13 protein-coding genes are annotated in these 15,811 nt (G+C 47.7%); 9 read left to right on the forward strand and 4 right to left on the reverse strand.

All coding sequences use genetic code 11. The features are described 5' to 3' along the window. Positions 1-28 precede the first annotated feature (28 nt). From AB4Z50_RS30160 to AB4Z50_RS30185, 6 genes are all read left to right on the forward strand, one after another. Entirely contained in the window at positions 29-997 is a 969-nt protein-coding gene (locus tag AB4Z50_RS30160) for a metallophosphoesterase family protein (RefSeq protein WP_441885192.1), read from the forward strand. Between the two features lie 355 nt (positions 998-1,352). Next, positions 1,353-3,002, forward strand: a complete 1,650-nt coding sequence (locus AB4Z50_RS30165; protein WP_441885194.1) for an extracellular solute-binding protein — start codon at positions 1,353-1,355, stop codon at positions 3,000-3,002. A 78-nt stretch (positions 3,003-3,080) separates the two neighbouring features. Continuing rightward, positions 3,081-3,986 (forward strand): ABC transporter permease, encoded by a 906-nt coding sequence (locus AB4Z50_RS30170; protein WP_054027178.1) that lies wholly within the window; start codon positions 3,081-3,083, stop codon positions 3,984-3,986. Then, positions 3,980-4,879 (forward strand): carbohydrate ABC transporter permease, encoded by a 900-nt coding sequence (locus tag AB4Z50_RS30175; protein ID WP_441885196.1) that lies wholly within the window; start codon positions 3,980-3,982, stop codon positions 4,877-4,879. The genes AB4Z50_RS30170 and AB4Z50_RS30175 overlap by 7 nt, the downstream gene beginning before the upstream one ends. A gap of 44 nt (positions 4,880-4,923) precedes the next feature. After that, positions 4,924-7,239 carry a helix-turn-helix domain-containing protein gene (locus AB4Z50_RS30180; protein WP_441885198.1) on the forward strand — a complete coding sequence of 772 codons (2,316 nt, stop codon included), beginning with the start codon at positions 4,924-4,926 and terminating at the stop codon, positions 7,237-7,239. Positions 7,240-7,296: 57 nt separating this feature from the next. Then, the gene (locus AB4Z50_RS30185; RefSeq protein ID WP_441885200.1) at positions 7,297-8,436 is read left to right on the forward strand and encodes a glycoside hydrolase family 88 protein; all 1,140 of its coding nucleotides are present in this window, start codon (positions 7,297-7,299) and stop codon (positions 8,434-8,436) included. 43 nt (positions 8,437-8,479) lie between these two features. Here the strand turns inward: AB4Z50_RS30185 and AB4Z50_RS30190 are convergent, their stop codons facing one another. The 3 genes from AB4Z50_RS30190 to AB4Z50_RS30200 form a co-directional block, all read right to left on the reverse strand. Then, positions 8,480-9,424 carry a proline dehydrogenase family protein gene (locus AB4Z50_RS30190; protein WP_441885202.1) on the reverse strand — a complete coding sequence of 315 codons (945 nt, stop codon included), beginning with the start codon at positions 9,422-9,424 and terminating at the stop codon, positions 8,480-8,482. A 100-nt stretch (positions 9,425-9,524) separates the two neighbouring features. Further along, positions 9,525-10,601 (reverse strand): phosphodiester glycosidase family protein, encoded by a 1,077-nt coding sequence (locus AB4Z50_RS30195; protein WP_339206941.1) that lies wholly within the window; start codon positions 10,599-10,601, stop codon positions 9,525-9,527. After that, a complete protein-coding gene (locus tag AB4Z50_RS30200) occupies positions 10,598-11,029 on the reverse strand; it encodes a hypothetical protein (protein ID WP_339206942.1) in 432 nt (143 codons plus the stop codon). The genes AB4Z50_RS30195 and AB4Z50_RS30200 overlap by 4 nt, the downstream gene beginning before the upstream one ends. A gap of 262 nt (positions 11,030-11,291) precedes the next feature. Between AB4Z50_RS30200 and AB4Z50_RS30205 the strand changes: the two genes are divergently transcribed. The 3 genes from AB4Z50_RS30205 to AB4Z50_RS30215 all read left to right on the forward strand — a co-directional run bounded on the left by AB4Z50_RS30205 (position 11,292) and on the right by AB4Z50_RS30215 (position 14,773). Then, positions 11,292-13,049: a stalk domain-containing protein gene (locus tag AB4Z50_RS30205; protein ID WP_441885205.1), complete on the forward strand. Its 1,758-nt coding sequence runs from the start codon at positions 11,292-11,294 to the stop codon at positions 13,047-13,049. 120 nt (positions 13,050-13,169) lie between these two features. Continuing rightward, positions 13,170-14,156 (forward strand): peptide-methionine (S)-S-oxide reductase MsrA, encoded by a 987-nt coding sequence (msrA, locus tag AB4Z50_RS30210; RefSeq protein WP_441885207.1) that lies wholly within the window; start codon positions 13,170-13,172, stop codon positions 14,154-14,156. A gap of 47 nt (positions 14,157-14,203) precedes the next feature. Then, on the forward strand, positions 14,204-14,773 hold the full coding sequence (locus AB4Z50_RS30215; protein WP_339206944.1) for a nitroreductase family protein: 570 nt from the start codon (positions 14,204-14,206) through the stop codon (positions 14,771-14,773). 77 nt (positions 14,774-14,850) lie between these two features. Here the strand turns inward: AB4Z50_RS30215 and AB4Z50_RS30220 are convergent, their stop codons facing one another. Beyond that, a complete protein-coding gene (locus tag AB4Z50_RS30220) occupies positions 14,851-15,768 on the reverse strand; it encodes a glycosyl hydrolase family 18 protein (protein ID WP_441885209.1) in 918 nt (305 codons plus the stop codon). Positions 15,769-15,811: the final 43 nt, after the last annotated feature.

The raw sequence follows: 15,811 nt of genomic DNA on the forward strand, positions 1-15,811 counted from the left end.
CTGAATACCTAATGGAGAGGGAGTAAGGATGAAGATGGAAAACGCCAAAAAGCTTCGTTTTCGCAAAGACGGCACTTTTACAATTGTCCAGTTCACAGATATTCATTGGCAGGACGGATCGGACTTAGATTTGCGTTCCAAGGCTGCGATGGAGCTTGTACTTGAGGCTGAACAACCGGATTTTGTTATGTTTACAGGAGATGTCATTTTCACGGGCAGAGGTTCAGACGGGGCAGTCTTATGCCAAGATCCGCTTCAAGCGTTTCGGGACGCGGTTGCCGCTGCCGAGCAGAGAGGCATTCCGTGGGGAATCGTATTCGGCAACCACGATACGGAGAACGATATTACCCGCGATGACCTGATGGACGAGGTGCAAAAGCACGCTCACACCTTTGCCGAGCCGGGACCGCGTGATATCCATGGCACAGGCAACTATGCGTTACCTGTACTTGGGTCTGACAACGATCAAGCGGCCGCTGTGCTTTACTGCCTGGACTCCGGCGATTATTCCAAGCTGCCTGGCGTACCCGGCTACGATTGGATTCAGCATGATCAAGTGCAGTGGTACATGGAGCAATCCAAGGAGTGGAAAGCTCGTCATCAGGGCGCTGCATTGCCGGCACTCGCATTCTTTCACATCCCTCTGCCTGAATACCAAGAAGTGTGGGACCGGGAAGTGTGCTATGGCCATAAACATGAGGGGGTATGCGCCGCGCAGACGCAAGCAGGTTTCTTCTCAGCGATGTTGGCACAGGGAGACGTGATTGCAACTTTTTGCGGCCATGACCACACGAACGACTATTGGGGAGAGCTTTACGGGATTCGTCTTTATTACGGACGAGCAACAGGATACAACACTTACGGCAAGGAAGGCTTCCCGCGGGGTGCCCGCGTGATCCGCTTGACCGAAAACGAACGGAAAGTGGAATCATGGCTGCGTCTTGATGACGGCACGGTCGCCCTGCATCAGCCGGAGCATCAGCCGGAAATCGGTTAATACGAGCACTTATAATTAAATAGCCCGAAGAAGCAAAGATGTCCCGAATATTCTTAGGAATCCGGGACATCTTTTTTTTGCGGAAATCATTTCTATTCATGTTCAGGTAGAGGAATTTCCGGGCCTCGGGGCGAACCCGATGAGGTTGAAATAAGGCGTCGCAACAGCATTGTTTAAAGGTTTTCTACAAAAAAGGATATCGTGTAAAGAATCGTAAATCGCTGTTTGTACAAAAATGAATACCGTTATAGCAATTGAAAATGTACGGGGCTGCTATTATCCATTAGATTGGGATTAAGGCGAGCCGGCAACCGGCAGGCGCCCTCATAAATAAATTCGTAAAGGGGAGTCACGCATGAAAAAAAGTATATTTACTAGAATTGCTCTTCTGCTTGCCATCGTATTGATGTTCGGAGGAATTGCAACGGCTTGCTCCAGCGGCAAGTCAGAACAACCCGCTAACAACGCGGCATCCGGCAACGGAGCGAAAGAGAATGCGGGGAAAGGCGATAAATCGGCTGAACCTGTAAAGCTAAAGCTCTGGCATCCTTTAAACCCTAATGCGCAAGCCGTCGTTCAAAGCTTAAGCGATGTAGCGATGGTGAAGGAATGGGAGAAAAAGACGAATGTGAAATTTGACTTTGAACATCCTACGGGCACGGGTGCCGATGCTCAGCAGCAATTCGGCGTGATGGTAGCTTCCAATGTGCTTCCGGACTTGATTGTGTGGAACATGTCCAACTTCCAAGGCGGTCCAGCCAAGCTGTTTCAGGATGGAACGATCATTAAATTAAACGATCTTATCGATCAGCACGCACCGAATTTGAAAAAAATTCTCGAAGAATATCCGCTTATCGCCAAGCAAATTAAAGCGGATAACGGGGATATTTACGTATTCCCTAACTTGAAGGTTGGCGATCACGGCAAATACAAAACGTTCTCCGGCCAGATGATACGGAAGGATTGGCTCGATGAGCTGGGCTTGCAGCTGCCCGAAACGATCGACGAATGGGAGATTGTTCTAAAAACGATTAAAGAGAAAAAAGGCGTCATTCCATATACGTCCGAGAAAGACATGCTGCTAGGATCAAAAAGCTCGATGGACTTTATCGGGGCATACGGCATCGGCAAAGATTTTTATCTGAATGGCGACAAAATTGAGTATGGGCCGCTTCAGCCTGCATTTAAAGACTACTTGGCGCGTATGCAAAAATGGTATAAAGAGGGTTTGATTGATCCGGACTATGCTTCCAACGACAACAAAGCGAAGGAAGCGAAGATCACTTCAGGCAAGGCAGCCGCTACCTTCGGTTACATTGGCGGCAGCATGGGCGCATGGCTTCCTTCCTTGCAGCAGGCGGATCCGAAGGCGATGCTTTCCGCCGTTCAATATCCGGTAATGAATAAAGGAGACGAGCCTAAATTCACAGAAACCGGCTGGGATTACAGCAATACGGGAGCCGTCATCACAAGCGCAAACAAAAATCCGGAAGCTACGATCAAGGCGCTTGATTATTTGTTCAGCGAAGAAGGCGCTATGCTGAAAAACTTCGGTATTGACGGTACAACGTATACGCTGGTGGATGGCCAGCCTAAGTTTACGGATTTGATCATGAAAAATCCGGACGGACTGCCGATCGGCCAAGCGATGGCGAAAAACTTCATTGCGAACTATCCGTTCCCGGGTCCGGACGATGACCGTTATAATGACCAATACTATTCGCTCGACGCCCAGAAGGAAGCAGTAAAAGCGTATGCCAAATTCGCGAAAAACTCTGCCTCCGTTCTCATTCCTCCCGTTTCCTTGACGCCGGAGGAAGCAAGCGAATTCAGCAAAATCATGACGGATGTGGATACGTATCGTTCAGAGATTGTCACGAAACTGATTATGGGCACCTCTAGTTTGGACAGCTTCGATAAAGCGATCGAGCAGTTTAAGAAAATGGGAATCGAGCGCGCGATAGAAATTCAGCAAGCCGCTTTCGACCGTTTCAACAAACGTTAAACCGATTGAAGGAAGGGGGGGACACACTCCCCTTCCTTTAAAAATCAATTTCGGTGGAAAGAGAGTGCACCTGCGATGATGAGAAAACTAGCTAACGATCTTGTGAGAAATAAAGCCATCTATTTTATGGTGCTGCCAGTTGTTTTGTATTATTTTATTTTCAAATATCTTCCGATGTACGGTTCGATTATTGCCTTTAAGGATTTCAGCATTGCGAAGGGTGTATGGGGAAGCCCATGGGTTGGCCTTGACAATTTCAAGGACTTTTTTGACAGCATCTACTTTTGGCGGGTGCTGCGCAATACGCTGCTGCTAAGCTTCTATCAGCTCTTGTTTGGTTTTCCAGCGCCGATTATTCTTGCTATTTTGCTTAATGAAATCCGTTTGAAGCTGTTTAAAAACGTCGTTCAAACAGTCGTCTATTTGCCTCACTTTGTATCACTCATTGTCATTTGCGGACTCATTCTCGATTTTACGAACCGTGATGGGATTATCAGTACGATGATCGAATTTTTCGGGGGCGAACGCACTACTTTGCTTGGCGATGCCGCTAACTTTCGGTTCATTTATGTATTCTCCAGCATATGGCAGGAGCTTGGCTGGTCGTCCATCATCTTCTTGGCGGCGCTCAGCGGCATTAATCCCGAGCTCTACGAAGCGGCCAGAGTCGATGGTGCCGGGAGGTTTAGGCAAATGTGGAGCATTACGCTTCCGGGATTGATTCCAATCATTATGATTTTGCTCATTCTTAGAATCGGAGGACTGATGGATATCGGATTTGAGAAGATTATATTGCTCTACAATCCGAATACCTATGAGACTGCGGATATTATCTCCTCCTTTGTGTACAGGAAAGGGCTTGCGGAAGGTCAGGACTACAGCTTTACTTCTGCTGTCGGCTTGTTTCAAGCGGGCATCAACTTTGTTTTGCTTATTAGCGCCAACTGGTTTTCCCGCCGGGTATCCGGGAACCGATTATGGTAAGGGGGAATGGGAACTTGAAAAATAATACGATGACAGACCGCACATTTGATATATTGAACGCCATTCTCATGCTTTTGCTTATCGTCGTCACCATTTATCCTTTTTATCATGTCGTAATGGCTTCCTTAAGCGACTCTAATCGATTGATTGCACATCAAGGCATGCTCCTAGGTCCGCTTGGATTTAGCTGGGAGGCTTACTCCCGCGTGCTCGACAATCCGAATATATTCAGCGGATACCGGAATACGCTCCTGATCCTCTTCTCTGGAACGCTGTTTAACTTGTTTTTCACGGCGCTTGGCGCCTACGGCTTGTCCCGTAAGTTCATGCTGCGCAAACCGATCATGATCGCTATCATTTTTACGATGTATTTTAGCGGCGGACTGATTCCTACTTATTTATTGATCAACAACTGGCTGCATATGGGCAACAGCTTGCTGGCATTAATCGTGCCGGTCGCAATCAGCACATGGAATCTGATCATCATGCGCACCTCCTTCGAGGCGATTCCCGAGAGCTTGATTGAATCTGCCAAAATAGACGGCTCCGGGGAGTTCGGCATTTTGTTCAAAATCGTCGTCCCGCTTTCCATGCCGATTATCGCGGTTATGATCCTTTACTACGGCGTTGCCCACTGGAATTCTTGGTTCAATGCGATGTTGTTTATCCGTGACCGTGAATTATTTCCGCTGCAGATCATTTTACGAGAAATATTGGTCATTAACGATACGAGCTCCATGCAGCTGGGAGACRCAATGGCGGATCAAGAAGGAATCAGGGAAAGCATCAAATATGCCACGATTATGGTTGCGACGCTTCCGATATTGCTTGTGTATCCGTTTCTGCAAAAGTTTTTCGCGAAGGGCGTTATGATCGGTGCGGTAAAAGAGTAGTTGGTATATACTCGGAGTATAATTCTCTGGCGGTGGATGCTCATATGAAACGCAAGGTTTATAAGTTTTGGCTTTACTCGTATTTATTTGTTTTATTTATTCCAATCCTTATTACCTTGATCGTCCTGCTGCAATCACAAGAAATGCTGGTCAAGGAAGTGCGCAGAGCTAACGACACGCTCCTCGATCAGGTTCGGCAATTAGTGGACAATCAGATCACTGATATTCGCAGGTTAGGCACGCAATTATCGTTTGACCCGAAAGTCATGACGTATTTAAACCGTGAAACGTTGGATACGGCGGAAGCCAGGTTCGGCACGATGGAAATGATCTCGAGCCTTCAGTCTTATACGATTGCCAACGGCAATATAACCGATGCCTATATCTATCTCAAGAACAAAGAATATGGAATAACGACAACGACGTTCATGCCGGCAGACGATTTGTATTCCGTGCTCCATAAGGCATCGGGAAAAAGCTTTGCGGAATGGACAGAGTGGCTCCGGGCGAGCCATGCTGGTCTTTTCGTTACATTAAATGAAGGCGCCAAACAAACGGAAAACTCGCTCGTTTACGTGCAATCCTTGCCTATTCAAGAGATTAAAGCTGCCCCTGCGACTCTTGTTGTGCTGCTCAATCAGGATCGGCTCAAGCAAGCGATTTCGAAAGTCGGTCTAGCAACCGAGGGTTCGGTTTATATCCTCGATCGCGAGGGCCATCCCATCATGATTACTGGCCCTCAGACTGGACTGGCTGAGCTGCCGATACCGAAAATGAGCAATCAACGCGGTTTTCTTACGGAACTAGTGGACGGCAACGATGCGGCCATATCTTATGTGAAGTCGGATACGACGAATTGGACCTATATTTCGGTTTTGCCGGAGCAAGTGTATTCCGCTAAAGTGAAGCTGCTGAAAAATTTGATTTATATTGCGATGCTGCTTTGCATCGGACTGGGCGGACTTAGCGCCTTTTGGCTTACGCGAAGAAATTATGCCCCTATTCAAAATATGATGAATTTTGTTTCAACAAAGGTCAAAACAAACATGATGAATATGCCGAACGAATTTGCGGTTCTGCAATCGTTTATGACCGACAGCGCAGCCATCCAAGATGAAGCAAGTAGAAAGCTGCTTGAGCAGCATCAAGTTCTGCGCAACCAATTTTTGGCCCGACTGTTGAAAGGCCGGGTGGATATGAGCTCCGCACTGCCGCAAGCCATTGAATCGTTTGATTTTCGGTTCGATACAGACCGGTTTGCCGTCTTGCTACTGCAGATCGAAGACTATGAACGGCTGTTTCAGGCGAATCAAGAAATGGATGCGGAGAGGAAGCTTCAATTCGTTTACCTGATCGTTACGAACATTTTTGAGGAGCTGTTATCCGCAGGCCATCGCACTTATTTCACGGAAGTTGACGGCATGATTGCTTGCGTTGTAAACGTCCTAGGGAAAGAGAAGGAAGCAAAGAAAGAGCTGCTCAAAGTGGCAAATGACGCTAAACGTTTTATTCAAGATAAATTTTTCGTTCGTTTTTCCGTGGGTGTCAGTGATATCCATACGTTTTGGTCGACGCTCCCAAAATGTTACGAGGAAGCGGTCGAGTCTCTGGAATATAAGCTTGTTCTTGGCTCCAACCAAATCATTTCCTATGAATCGATTAAGCGTCCCAAAAATGATTTGTATTATCCGCTCGATACCGAACGTCAATTAATTAACTTGATGGCGGCAGGCAATTACGATGAGGCGGCAGCTGTCCTGCAGCGTATCCTCATTACGAATTTTTCCGAGGGAACGCTGTCCATTCAAATGGGAAAATTGCTGATGTTCGAACTCGTCGGCACGATGCTGAAAGCGGTAGAGCAGCTTCAACTTAGCACGAAAGAAATTATGGTGGAGAAAACGGATTTAATTAAGCAGATTACAGAATGCGAAACCTTCGCAGAGATGGAAGAAGAAATTTTGGACTTCCTAAAGAAAGCCTGTGATTATTTGCAGCAAAAGAAGAAAAGCCATAATACCGATTTGAAGAGCCAAGTTGTCGAGCATGTCCTTCATAACTTGAATGATATGAATATTAGCCTGACGAGCATTTCGCTTGCTTTCGATATTAATCCGACTTACTTATCTCGATTTTTCAAAGAGCAAACCGGAGAGAATCTCGTTGATTTTGTTAATAAGCGGCGTGTTGACAAGGTGAAATCGCTGCTTGCTGAGACCAACCACGCCATTCAAGATATTGCCGAGCAATGCGGCTTTGCAAGCAGCCAATCTTTGCTAAGGGTGTTTAAAAAGTACGAAGGCATAACGCCGGGACAGTATAGGCAGAGTAGGGACGGAAGAGAAGCTCTAGAGCGGTGAGGCTGAGAGCCGTCTTTTATTTTTGAATGATGCCGGAATATGGGGAGGATGAATCCGATGAGCGTATGGCAAACAGCTATTGAGGACGCTTTACAGAAGACGAGGCGGAATATCGGCAAATTTGGCGATCAATTTCCACATGTCAGCACGGACGGTGGCCGCTCGTATGAGTTGAACGCCAATGAGGATTGGACCGACGGCTTTTGGTCCGGCATGTTATGGCTTTGTTACGAGTACAGCGGCGATGACGCATTTCGGCAAGCGGCAGCCCGAACCGTTGAAAGCTTCCGGGAGCGCTATGAAGCGGACCGGGTGCTGGATCATCATGATATCGGATTTTTGTACTCGCTGTCGGCTAAAGCACAGTGGATCATAGAAAAGGATGAAGCTGCGAGGCAGCTTGCTTTAAGGGCCGCCGACAAACTAATGGCAAGGTGGCGCGAGCCGGGTCAATATTTTCAAGCGTGGGGACCTGCTGGCGACTCTGTAAACGGCGGCCGCATTATTATCGACTGCATGATGAATTTGCCTTTGCTTTACTGGGCCTTCGAGCAGACAGGCGATGAACGGTACCGTCAGGCTGCGGTCCTCCATGCTGACAAGAGCCGACGTTATCTGGTCCGCGGGGATGACTCGTCCTATCATACCTTTCATTTTGATCAAAAAAATGGCGAACCGATCGGCGGCGATACAGCTCAAGGCTACACAAACGGGTCGACGTGGACACGGGGACAAGCATGGGGTGTATATGGATTCGCGCTGTCGTACCGGTATACGGAGGATCGGCTTTACCTAGAGACGTCAAAAAGGCTGGCGCGGTTTTTCTTGAGCCATCTGCCAGAGGATGAAGTTGCTTATTGGGACTTTAATGCGCCTATCGAGTCTGGAACGCCTCGTGACAGCTCGGCTTCTGCCATCTTTTGCGCCGGTTTGTTGGAGCTGCTCGATTTGATGGATGAGAGTGACCCGGAGCGCGCGTATTTCGAACGCAGAATACGGCTTGTGATGGAGTCGCTTGTACTCAATTATTCGACCATCAATGAGCCGAATGTGGAAGGCCTGATCAAAAGAGGCTCTTACCATGTTCGAGGCGGATCGTCTCCGGACGATTTTATGATTTGGGGCGATTATTATTATTTGGAAGCTCTGCTTCGCCTAGAGAAGGGGATCAAAGGGTATTGGTACGAAGATCGATAGAAAAAAACAGTCGAGCAGGTAAAGCTATCCTGCTCGACTGTTTTTACTTAGGGGATGCCTTCTTTAGACCGGACATGTTTTTAAGAACGAGCATAAGGTTTGCAGGTTTCTCGGCAAGTCGGCGGGTGAAGTAGGGGTACCACATGGCGCCGTAAGGGACGTAACAGCGGATGCGGTAGCCTTCCTTTGCGAGCTTCGCCTGTTCATTCATTCGGAGGCCGTAGAGCATTTGGAACTCGAAGGCGCTTTTGGCAATACGGTTCGTGCGCGCATAAGCTTTTACCCAGCTAATAATAGCATCATCATGTGAGGCAATGGCAGTATAGATGCCTTTGTCCAAATGAGCCTTGATCATGCCTTTGAAATTGTCGATGACCTCGTTTTTATCTTGATAGGCGACCTCACTCGATTCTTTGTAGGCGCCTTTAACGAGTCGCAAGCTTATGCGTGCTTGAAGCATATCGTTAACATCCTGCTCCGTTCGGAATAGGTAAGCCTGCAGCACGGTGCCGACATTGGTTAAGCCTTCTTTGTGGAGCCTTTTAACGATATCGATTGTAGCTTGCGTGTAAGGCGTATTCTCCATGTCAATTCGAACGAAGTTTCGATGGCGCCTTGCATGCTTGACTACGTCTCGAATATTGGCGTAACAAGCCGCTTGGTCAAGAGCGAGACCCATTTGAGTAGGCTTCAGCGATACATGAGAATTAGCTTTTCGATCAGCTATGCCTTCGATTAGCTTCAAATATTGATCTCTGTATGCTGATGCCTCGCTTAAGTCCTGTATACCTTCGCCAAGATGGTCAAGCGTTGCCATAATGCCTAGCTTGCCTAGCTTTTCGAGCTCAAGCAAAGCCTCTTCAAGCGTCTCCCCCGCAATAAATCGGCTCGCGAGTTTTTTTCCATACGTAGTTGAAAGCCTTTCTACCAGAGGAATGCCTGTAATCGTCAATAATGATTTGCGGTACCATTTCGATCCAATGCCCATTCGTGCTGCTCCTTTCCGAAGAACAGTAGTAGGGGTCAAAACTTAGGAGTTCGATAATAGTATATTCAGAAATCATCTTCATCGCGCTATGCAGGCCTAATTATTTAAATAACAAAAAGTGCGTCGGCAGCTTGCGAAGCTGTCCGTCGGAAGGCTTATTAATGACTCTTCCGTTAAAAATGAGCGAGGACGAGCCGCCGCCATCCAGGTTGTAGCCGTCAACGGCGCCATAGCGCTGCAGCAATAGCTGCATTTCACCAAGCGTAGCCCCTGAGCTGCCTGATTCGTTGTAGCCGTCAGCTACAAGAAATAGCAGCTGATCATCCTTAAAATTAGCAATGACGGTCCGTGGCGCGCGCTTTGGACTGGTCTGCCATTTGGCTGGGATCGGTTGTGGAGATCCGCCGCGCAGCAGTACAGGAACAAAGGATGCACCGAATTTCGGGTTTTTGGCATCCAGCTGTTGTTTGCTTGCGAATTTTCCTCCGATGAGCTCATTTTGCTCGTTTAAGCCTACAAAAAACAAATCCGCACGCGGCGGTTCGAAGCTTGTCACGTAATCTCCGTCCACAATGGTTGTGCTTAGCGGATATCTTTTGCCTCGTCCATCTGCAAAGCCGCCTGCATTAATGCCGGCAACAGCTCCGTGCCGGGCTACTGCGGCGAGAGTAGTCTCTGCTTGTCCAAGCTCTTCACCGCCGAGCGACATCGTCATCGCATCTTTGCTCTTAAGCTTCACCTTGAGCGCGTACGCCGAGAAGTTTTCTGCTTTTATGTAGAAAAGCTGTGCTCTTAGCTTGTCCGATTCAATCGTACCGGCGACCTTGCCAAGCTTGCTCGTAATATTGCGGTCGTAAATTTGCAAAGGTCTCATTGCCTGCGATGCAGCCATGGAGGATATCTTTGCCATATCGGCATTCGTTTCTTTGTACAGCTTCAGCTGTCTTTGAATGGACTCTCGTGTTTGTGATGCTGTCTCCTGTGCGAGGTCAAGGCCGGCAGCGGCATGCTTAATATCGGATTCGGGAAGCCTTGTTTGCTCGGTAATGGGCTTTGGAAAGGCTTCAGCAGATAATTGAATAACGATATCGGACAATAACAGCCAGATCATAATGCCTAGAAAAGGTGCACAGGCAAGCAGTGCAGTTCGATTTAACGCTTTGACGGTTATATTCATTTGAGCACGTCCAAGCTCTTCTGCAGCTCATTAAGCTGTTTTTTCACTTCATTCAACTGCGTATACAGCTTGTTGCTGTTGTCCGTTTTGGAAGCGGCGTTGTCCTTCGTGAACGTAAGCAGTTCATTTAGCGCATCGACTTTTGCCTTTAGCTCAGCAAGATCTGCGGTGTAGTCGGTTTCGAGCTTCAGCATGCGAGCCTCATAAGCTTGCTGCATAGCCGCAATTTGGCCAGCGGTTTGCTGCTCCAAGTTTGCGGATAACGTCTGCTGAATCCGTTCGGTATACCATTTGGCGCCCAATATGCCGGAGCATATAATAATGACCCATATGCAGACAAAAAGAAGGAAGGTACGGTTTCCTTTCTTTCTGCGTGTTTTCTTATCGAATTGGCTGGCAGTGCGTTGTTCCAAAATCAAATCACTCATTCTATTCATTCACCTCTCTTGATAGTCACTTGCACGAAAGATCGGATGAACGAACTGCTAGCAAGGGTACATAGATTAGACTTCAATTGCTCCTAAATAGTTGCGGATGTCATCTTATTGTAACAAAGACAAACGTAGATGTCCTTTGCGATATATGGGAATTTCCTGTAAATTTCAAATCGGACCGGAACATTCTCCCTCCTTTCGGCGTCTAACCATAAGGGATGCGGCAGCCGATGCCGCAAATTGGAAGGAGAACAAGATGAAAACACAGAATTGGTTTAAGCAAATGACTAAGCGAGTTCTCATAGCAGGCTTACTCGTTTCGCTGGCAGGTACTGGATTTGGAGTGAAGGAGGAAGCTAATGCAGCTGAGCGTCAGCCGATAAAGGTGGAGTTTGTGCATGGTTCGAAAAAAATGACGATAAACGGCAAGGCGCAGCAAATGACGGCGCCGCTGCCGGTAGTAAAGGGAGTTACGATGATTCCTGTTCGGACGATTGCTACTTCCGTTGGAGCAAGCGTTTATGCTGATAGTAAAGGCACTCATATCGATACTTATTTCAACAAAGTTACACTGAACAATAATATGCGCGGTGCGAATCGCAACGGAAGCTACGTTGTACTGCCTAATGCAGCTACACAAATTAATGGAACGATGCATGTGCCTTTATCAGCAGTCAAGCTGCTGTGGAATGCGACTTATGTGTTTAATGCACAGCTTAAGCAAATTAGCATAACGATTCAGCCGGAGCCAAACGTGCCGCCAGTAGCCCGCTTCGAAGCTCCGTATGAGGTGAAACTCGGGGAGCCAATCGAATTTAAGGATTTGAGCTATGACCCTGATGGTAAAATCGTGAAGACAGAGTGGACCGGCCGTAAAAGTACATATTTTGAGCCAGGTGTTTATACCGTTACTCAAAGTGTCTACGACAACGATGGCGCACGAAGTGAAGTCGTGTCTCAAGATATTCGTGTAACAGAAGAGGTTATGTATACGCCTTATGAATATTACATGCGTTATGGTAACCCGGGCGATAAATTTGAAGTTGACGGGAAGCTAATGAACACCTTCAAAGAGGTGGATACGATTGAATCCAAAGGCGGCCGCACATTGTATATGTCGAATGCGCCGGAGCGTTTCTTTGGAGAAGGTTTGCTGTACGAAGATACTTTGAATGATGCAAGTCGTTTATTCCTTCATCACCGCAACGGCTCAGACGAGCGATTAAAGCTGGCGGTTGTGGTTACGAATAACGAAAGCGAAAGCGTAAAGCTGACGATTGGCAACCGCGGTCTTGCTGGACCAAGCGTTAGTGCAATGCAATTTGGATCGGCTGCAGTGGCTAGATATTTTGCAAGCTCACAGCCGCGCGAGATGATTATTGAGCCTGGCACTTCCGCTGTGCTGCTGCCGGAGCTTGAGAAAATTATTATGAATCCAGACGAAGGTTTCTCGGGCTTGCTTGATGTCGATATGGACGGTAAGCTGACATTTTCCACGATGGCGCTTAAAGTAGACACCGACCCGATTAGTGCAGTGTCTATGGTTACTGAGCTGGAGAAGGTCGGAAATCGCGGCAAGTTCTTCGATACCGATCAATATATTGAAGTGAATGAGAAGGTTGGCGTTACAGAAAGTAAGCTGCGCTTAGGTCAACGTGGCCCTGCTATGGCAGGTGTAGATGCATTGACAGGCGGAATGACAATTAACGGCGGGGAATATGGTGCCGTAACGACCGTCAAGCTCAAAAATGTCGCTTGGGGAACACGGATTATTCTTAATCCTCGAGCGGGAATTTTCCAAGGCGCAGTAAGTGTAAATGGAAAAGTGGTGTACGTCCCTTCAGGCGGTCATGTGAAGGTAGGCGAAGGAGCATTGATCTATACGCAACCGAATCAACCCGCTGGAGCAGCTGGCATGCAGCCTGCGCCAGAAGTAACGATTCAGTATTCATCACCGGGCGCAAGCTCATTACCGATCTTATTCGTATTTTTTCCAGGCTCGGACTTTAAATAACCAATAGAAGGAGGAAACGTCGCTGCCAAGCGATGTTTCCTCCTTTTTTTGTTGTTAGCCCACCTAGTATTGTATAATAGAGATTCATTATCATTTGAACCAACTAGGAGGATGATCAGCATGGATCAACCAATTACAAATAACGGCGCGAGCCGAAAAGAAGCAAAAGCAATGTTCGCAGGAGGCTGCTTCTGGTGCATGGTATCGCCATTCGAGGAAATGCCGGGAATTATATCGGTCGTATCCGGATATACGGGTGGACATACGGTAAACCCAACGTATCAGGAAGTATGCTCGGAGACGACAGGTCATGCGGAAGCGGTACAAATTACGTATGATCCTGCGATCTTCCCTTATGAGAAGCTGCTTGATATTTTCTGGAAGCAAATCGACCCTACGGATGCAGGCGGTCAGTTCCATGATCGCGGGGAATCTTATCGGACAGGTATTTATTATTATGATGAAGAGCAGCGCGAGCTGGCGGAAGCTTCTAGACAAGAGCTTGAAGCTAGCGGTCGCTTCGACCGGCCAATCGTAACGGAAATCGAACCGGCGCAAACTTTTTATCCGGCAGAGGACTATCACCAGGGCTATCACAAATCGAATCCGTATCGTTACAAAATGTATCGTAAAGGCTCTGGCCGCGACGCTTTTATTTCACAAAACTGGGCGATTAAGAAAGACCCTGCAGAATTGAAGCAGCGTCTTACGCCGATCCAGTATGAGGTCACACAAAACAGTGGAACAGAACGTCCATTCACAGGGGAGTATTGGGATCACACCGAGGATGGCATTTATGTAGATATCGTTTCTGGAGAGCCGCTGTTCAGCTCCCGCGATAAGTACGATGCTGGCTGCGGTTGGCCGAGCTTCACGAAGCCGCTGCAAGCAGCAGCTGTTTCTGAGCATACGGACTCCTCGCATTATATGGTACGGGTCGAGGTTCGCAGCAAAGAGGGCGATTCTCATCTCGGTCATGTATTTGATGATGGACCGCAGCCGACGGGGCTTCGTTATTGCATCAATTCCGCCTCACTGCGTTTTATCGGCAAGGATAAGCTGGAGGAAGAAGGATACGGCGAATATTTGCATCTGTTTGAGCAATAAGCTTTTAAGCATCTTATTATAGACATTTGGGTGGAGGAGAAGCTGAAATGAACATAGAAGAAGCGATTCGCACGAGAAGAACGATTGGAAGAGTGAAGAAGGACCCTGTTGACCGTGCACTTATTGAACGGTTGTTGGATGCAGCTGTTTGGGCGCCTAGCCATCATAATACGCAGCCTTGGTCATTTATTGTGATGACGGGTGAAGGCAGAGGGCGGCTTGCAGAAGGATATGCGCGTGTATCCGCGGCCGCTGTTCCTGAGCTGAGCGGACAGCCGCTTGAAGATCGTTTGGCTAAAGAACGTACCAAAGCATTCCGTGCCCCAGTCGTTATTGCGGCAGTATGCTCACCGTCGGATGATCCGCGTGCTGTACTGGCAGAGGAGCTTGCTGCTGCTCAAGCAGCGGTGCAAAATTTGCTGCTTTCAGCACATGCGAATGGACTTGGGGCGATATGGCGTTCGGGCGATCCAATGTACCACCCGATTATGAGAGAAACATTCGGCCTGCGTGAACAAGATCAAATCGTAGGTTTTATTTACCTAGGTTATCCGGATATGACGGCTCCAGAGCCGCAGCGTGTACCTGCCACTGCAAAAACGGTGTGGTTGGTTTAATAAATAAAAAAGAAGGCCGTACCGTTCGATTATGCCGAACGATACGGCCCTTCTTTTTATCTGTATTAAATCATTAATTATATGAGCTTTTTCACTTTAAAATTGGCTTGCAGCACATACCAGTTTTGCGGGAACGGTACGCCGAGCACCCAATAGCCGATGCCGCGAAGCTTATATATTTTGACAAGATTGAATTTGGCTTGAACGCTGCGTGCATCCTCATACCAGACCACATGCTCTCGGCCTTCCTTGTCGTAATAGTTATAGTAAGGTGATTGTCCCTCATCATCATATTGAATAGTGGCTCCGTAAGTATTCGCACGAATTACCGCTTCATGCGGACTGATCGTCGGTGCCCACTTTCCGCCTTGGACGTAGGGAAGTGTCCAATCGTAGCCATACAAAGGCATGCCCATTACGATTTTTTGGGGAGGAATAACGCTGAGGGCATATTGCAGCACCTTGTTGACCTCGTTCAGCGGAGCGACGGCTCGCGGCGGCCCGCCCGACCAGCCCCATTCATAGGTCATGAGAATAACAAAATCGGCGATGCGGCCTAGTGCCTGGTAATCATGCGCTTCATATAGCGTGCCTGCTTGGTCGGCATTCAGCTTGGGCGCGAGGCAAACGGATACGAGATAATTTTCCGGGTGCAGGCTGTCGACGAGATTTTGAATAAAATGTTGAAATAACTCACGATCGGCAGGCGGAACATATTCGAAATCAACATTGAGCGCTAGATAACCTTTTTGCTTCATCATAACGAGAATGCTCGTTATGAGTTTTTGTTGAAGCCCGGCATCTGCGAGCACCGCATGGGCAGTATCAGGACTGAATGTGCCGTTTTCGAAATTAGTTAGAACCATCATAGGCGTTGTTTGTGTCTGGTAGGCTGCATTTATAATAGCTGAATCATCTAAAAGCGTAAAAGTACCGTCAGCCTGTACACGGTAACTGAATGGGTTTAAATAGGTTAGATGTTGGCCAATGTCCACAAATCAACGATCTCCGGCAGCGTCAAATTTCTGTGTATAGGCG

The organism is Paenibacillus sp. 2TAB26 (genome assembly GCF_052115145.1).
GTDB lineage: Bacteria > Bacillota > Bacilli > Paenibacillales > Paenibacillaceae > Pristimantibacillus.

Excerpts from the sequence above, each read along its gene's own strand:
- AB4Z50_RS30160 (WP_441885192.1), top strand. The coding sequence starts at position 29 with ATGAAGATGGAAAACGCCAAAAAGCTTCGTTTTCGCAAAGACGGCACT.
- AB4Z50_RS30165 (WP_441885194.1), top strand. The coding sequence starts at position 1,353 with ATGAAAAAAAGTATATTTACTAGAATTGCTCTTCTGCTTGCCATCGTA.
- AB4Z50_RS30170 (WP_054027178.1), top strand. The coding sequence starts at position 3,081 with ATGAGAAAACTAGCTAACGATCTTGTGAGAAATAAAGCCATCTATTTT.
- AB4Z50_RS30180 (WP_441885198.1), top strand. The coding sequence starts at position 4,924 with ATGAAACGCAAGGTTTATAAGTTTTGGCTTTACTCGTATTTATTTGTT.
- AB4Z50_RS30185 (WP_441885200.1), top strand. The coding sequence starts at position 7,297 with ATGAGCGTATGGCAAACAGCTATTGAGGACGCTTTACAGAAGACGAGG.
- AB4Z50_RS30190 (WP_441885202.1), bottom strand. The coding sequence starts at position 9,424 with ATGGGCATTGGATCGAAATGGTACCGCAAATCATTATTGACGATTACA.
- AB4Z50_RS30195 (WP_339206941.1), bottom strand. The coding sequence starts at position 10,601 with ATGAATATAACCGTCAAAGCGTTAAATCGAACTGCACTGCTTGCCTGT.
- AB4Z50_RS30200 (WP_339206942.1), bottom strand. The coding sequence starts at position 11,029 with ATGAGTGATTTGATTTTGGAACAACGCACTGCCAGCCAATTCGATAAG.
- AB4Z50_RS30205 (WP_441885205.1), top strand. The coding sequence starts at position 11,292 with ATGAAAACACAGAATTGGTTTAAGCAAATGACTAAGCGAGTTCTCATA.
- msrA (WP_441885207.1), top strand. The coding sequence starts at position 13,170 with ATGGATCAACCAATTACAAATAACGGCGCGAGCCGAAAAGAAGCAAAA.
- AB4Z50_RS30215 (WP_339206944.1), top strand. The coding sequence starts at position 14,204 with ATGAACATAGAAGAAGCGATTCGCACGAGAAGAACGATTGGAAGAGTG.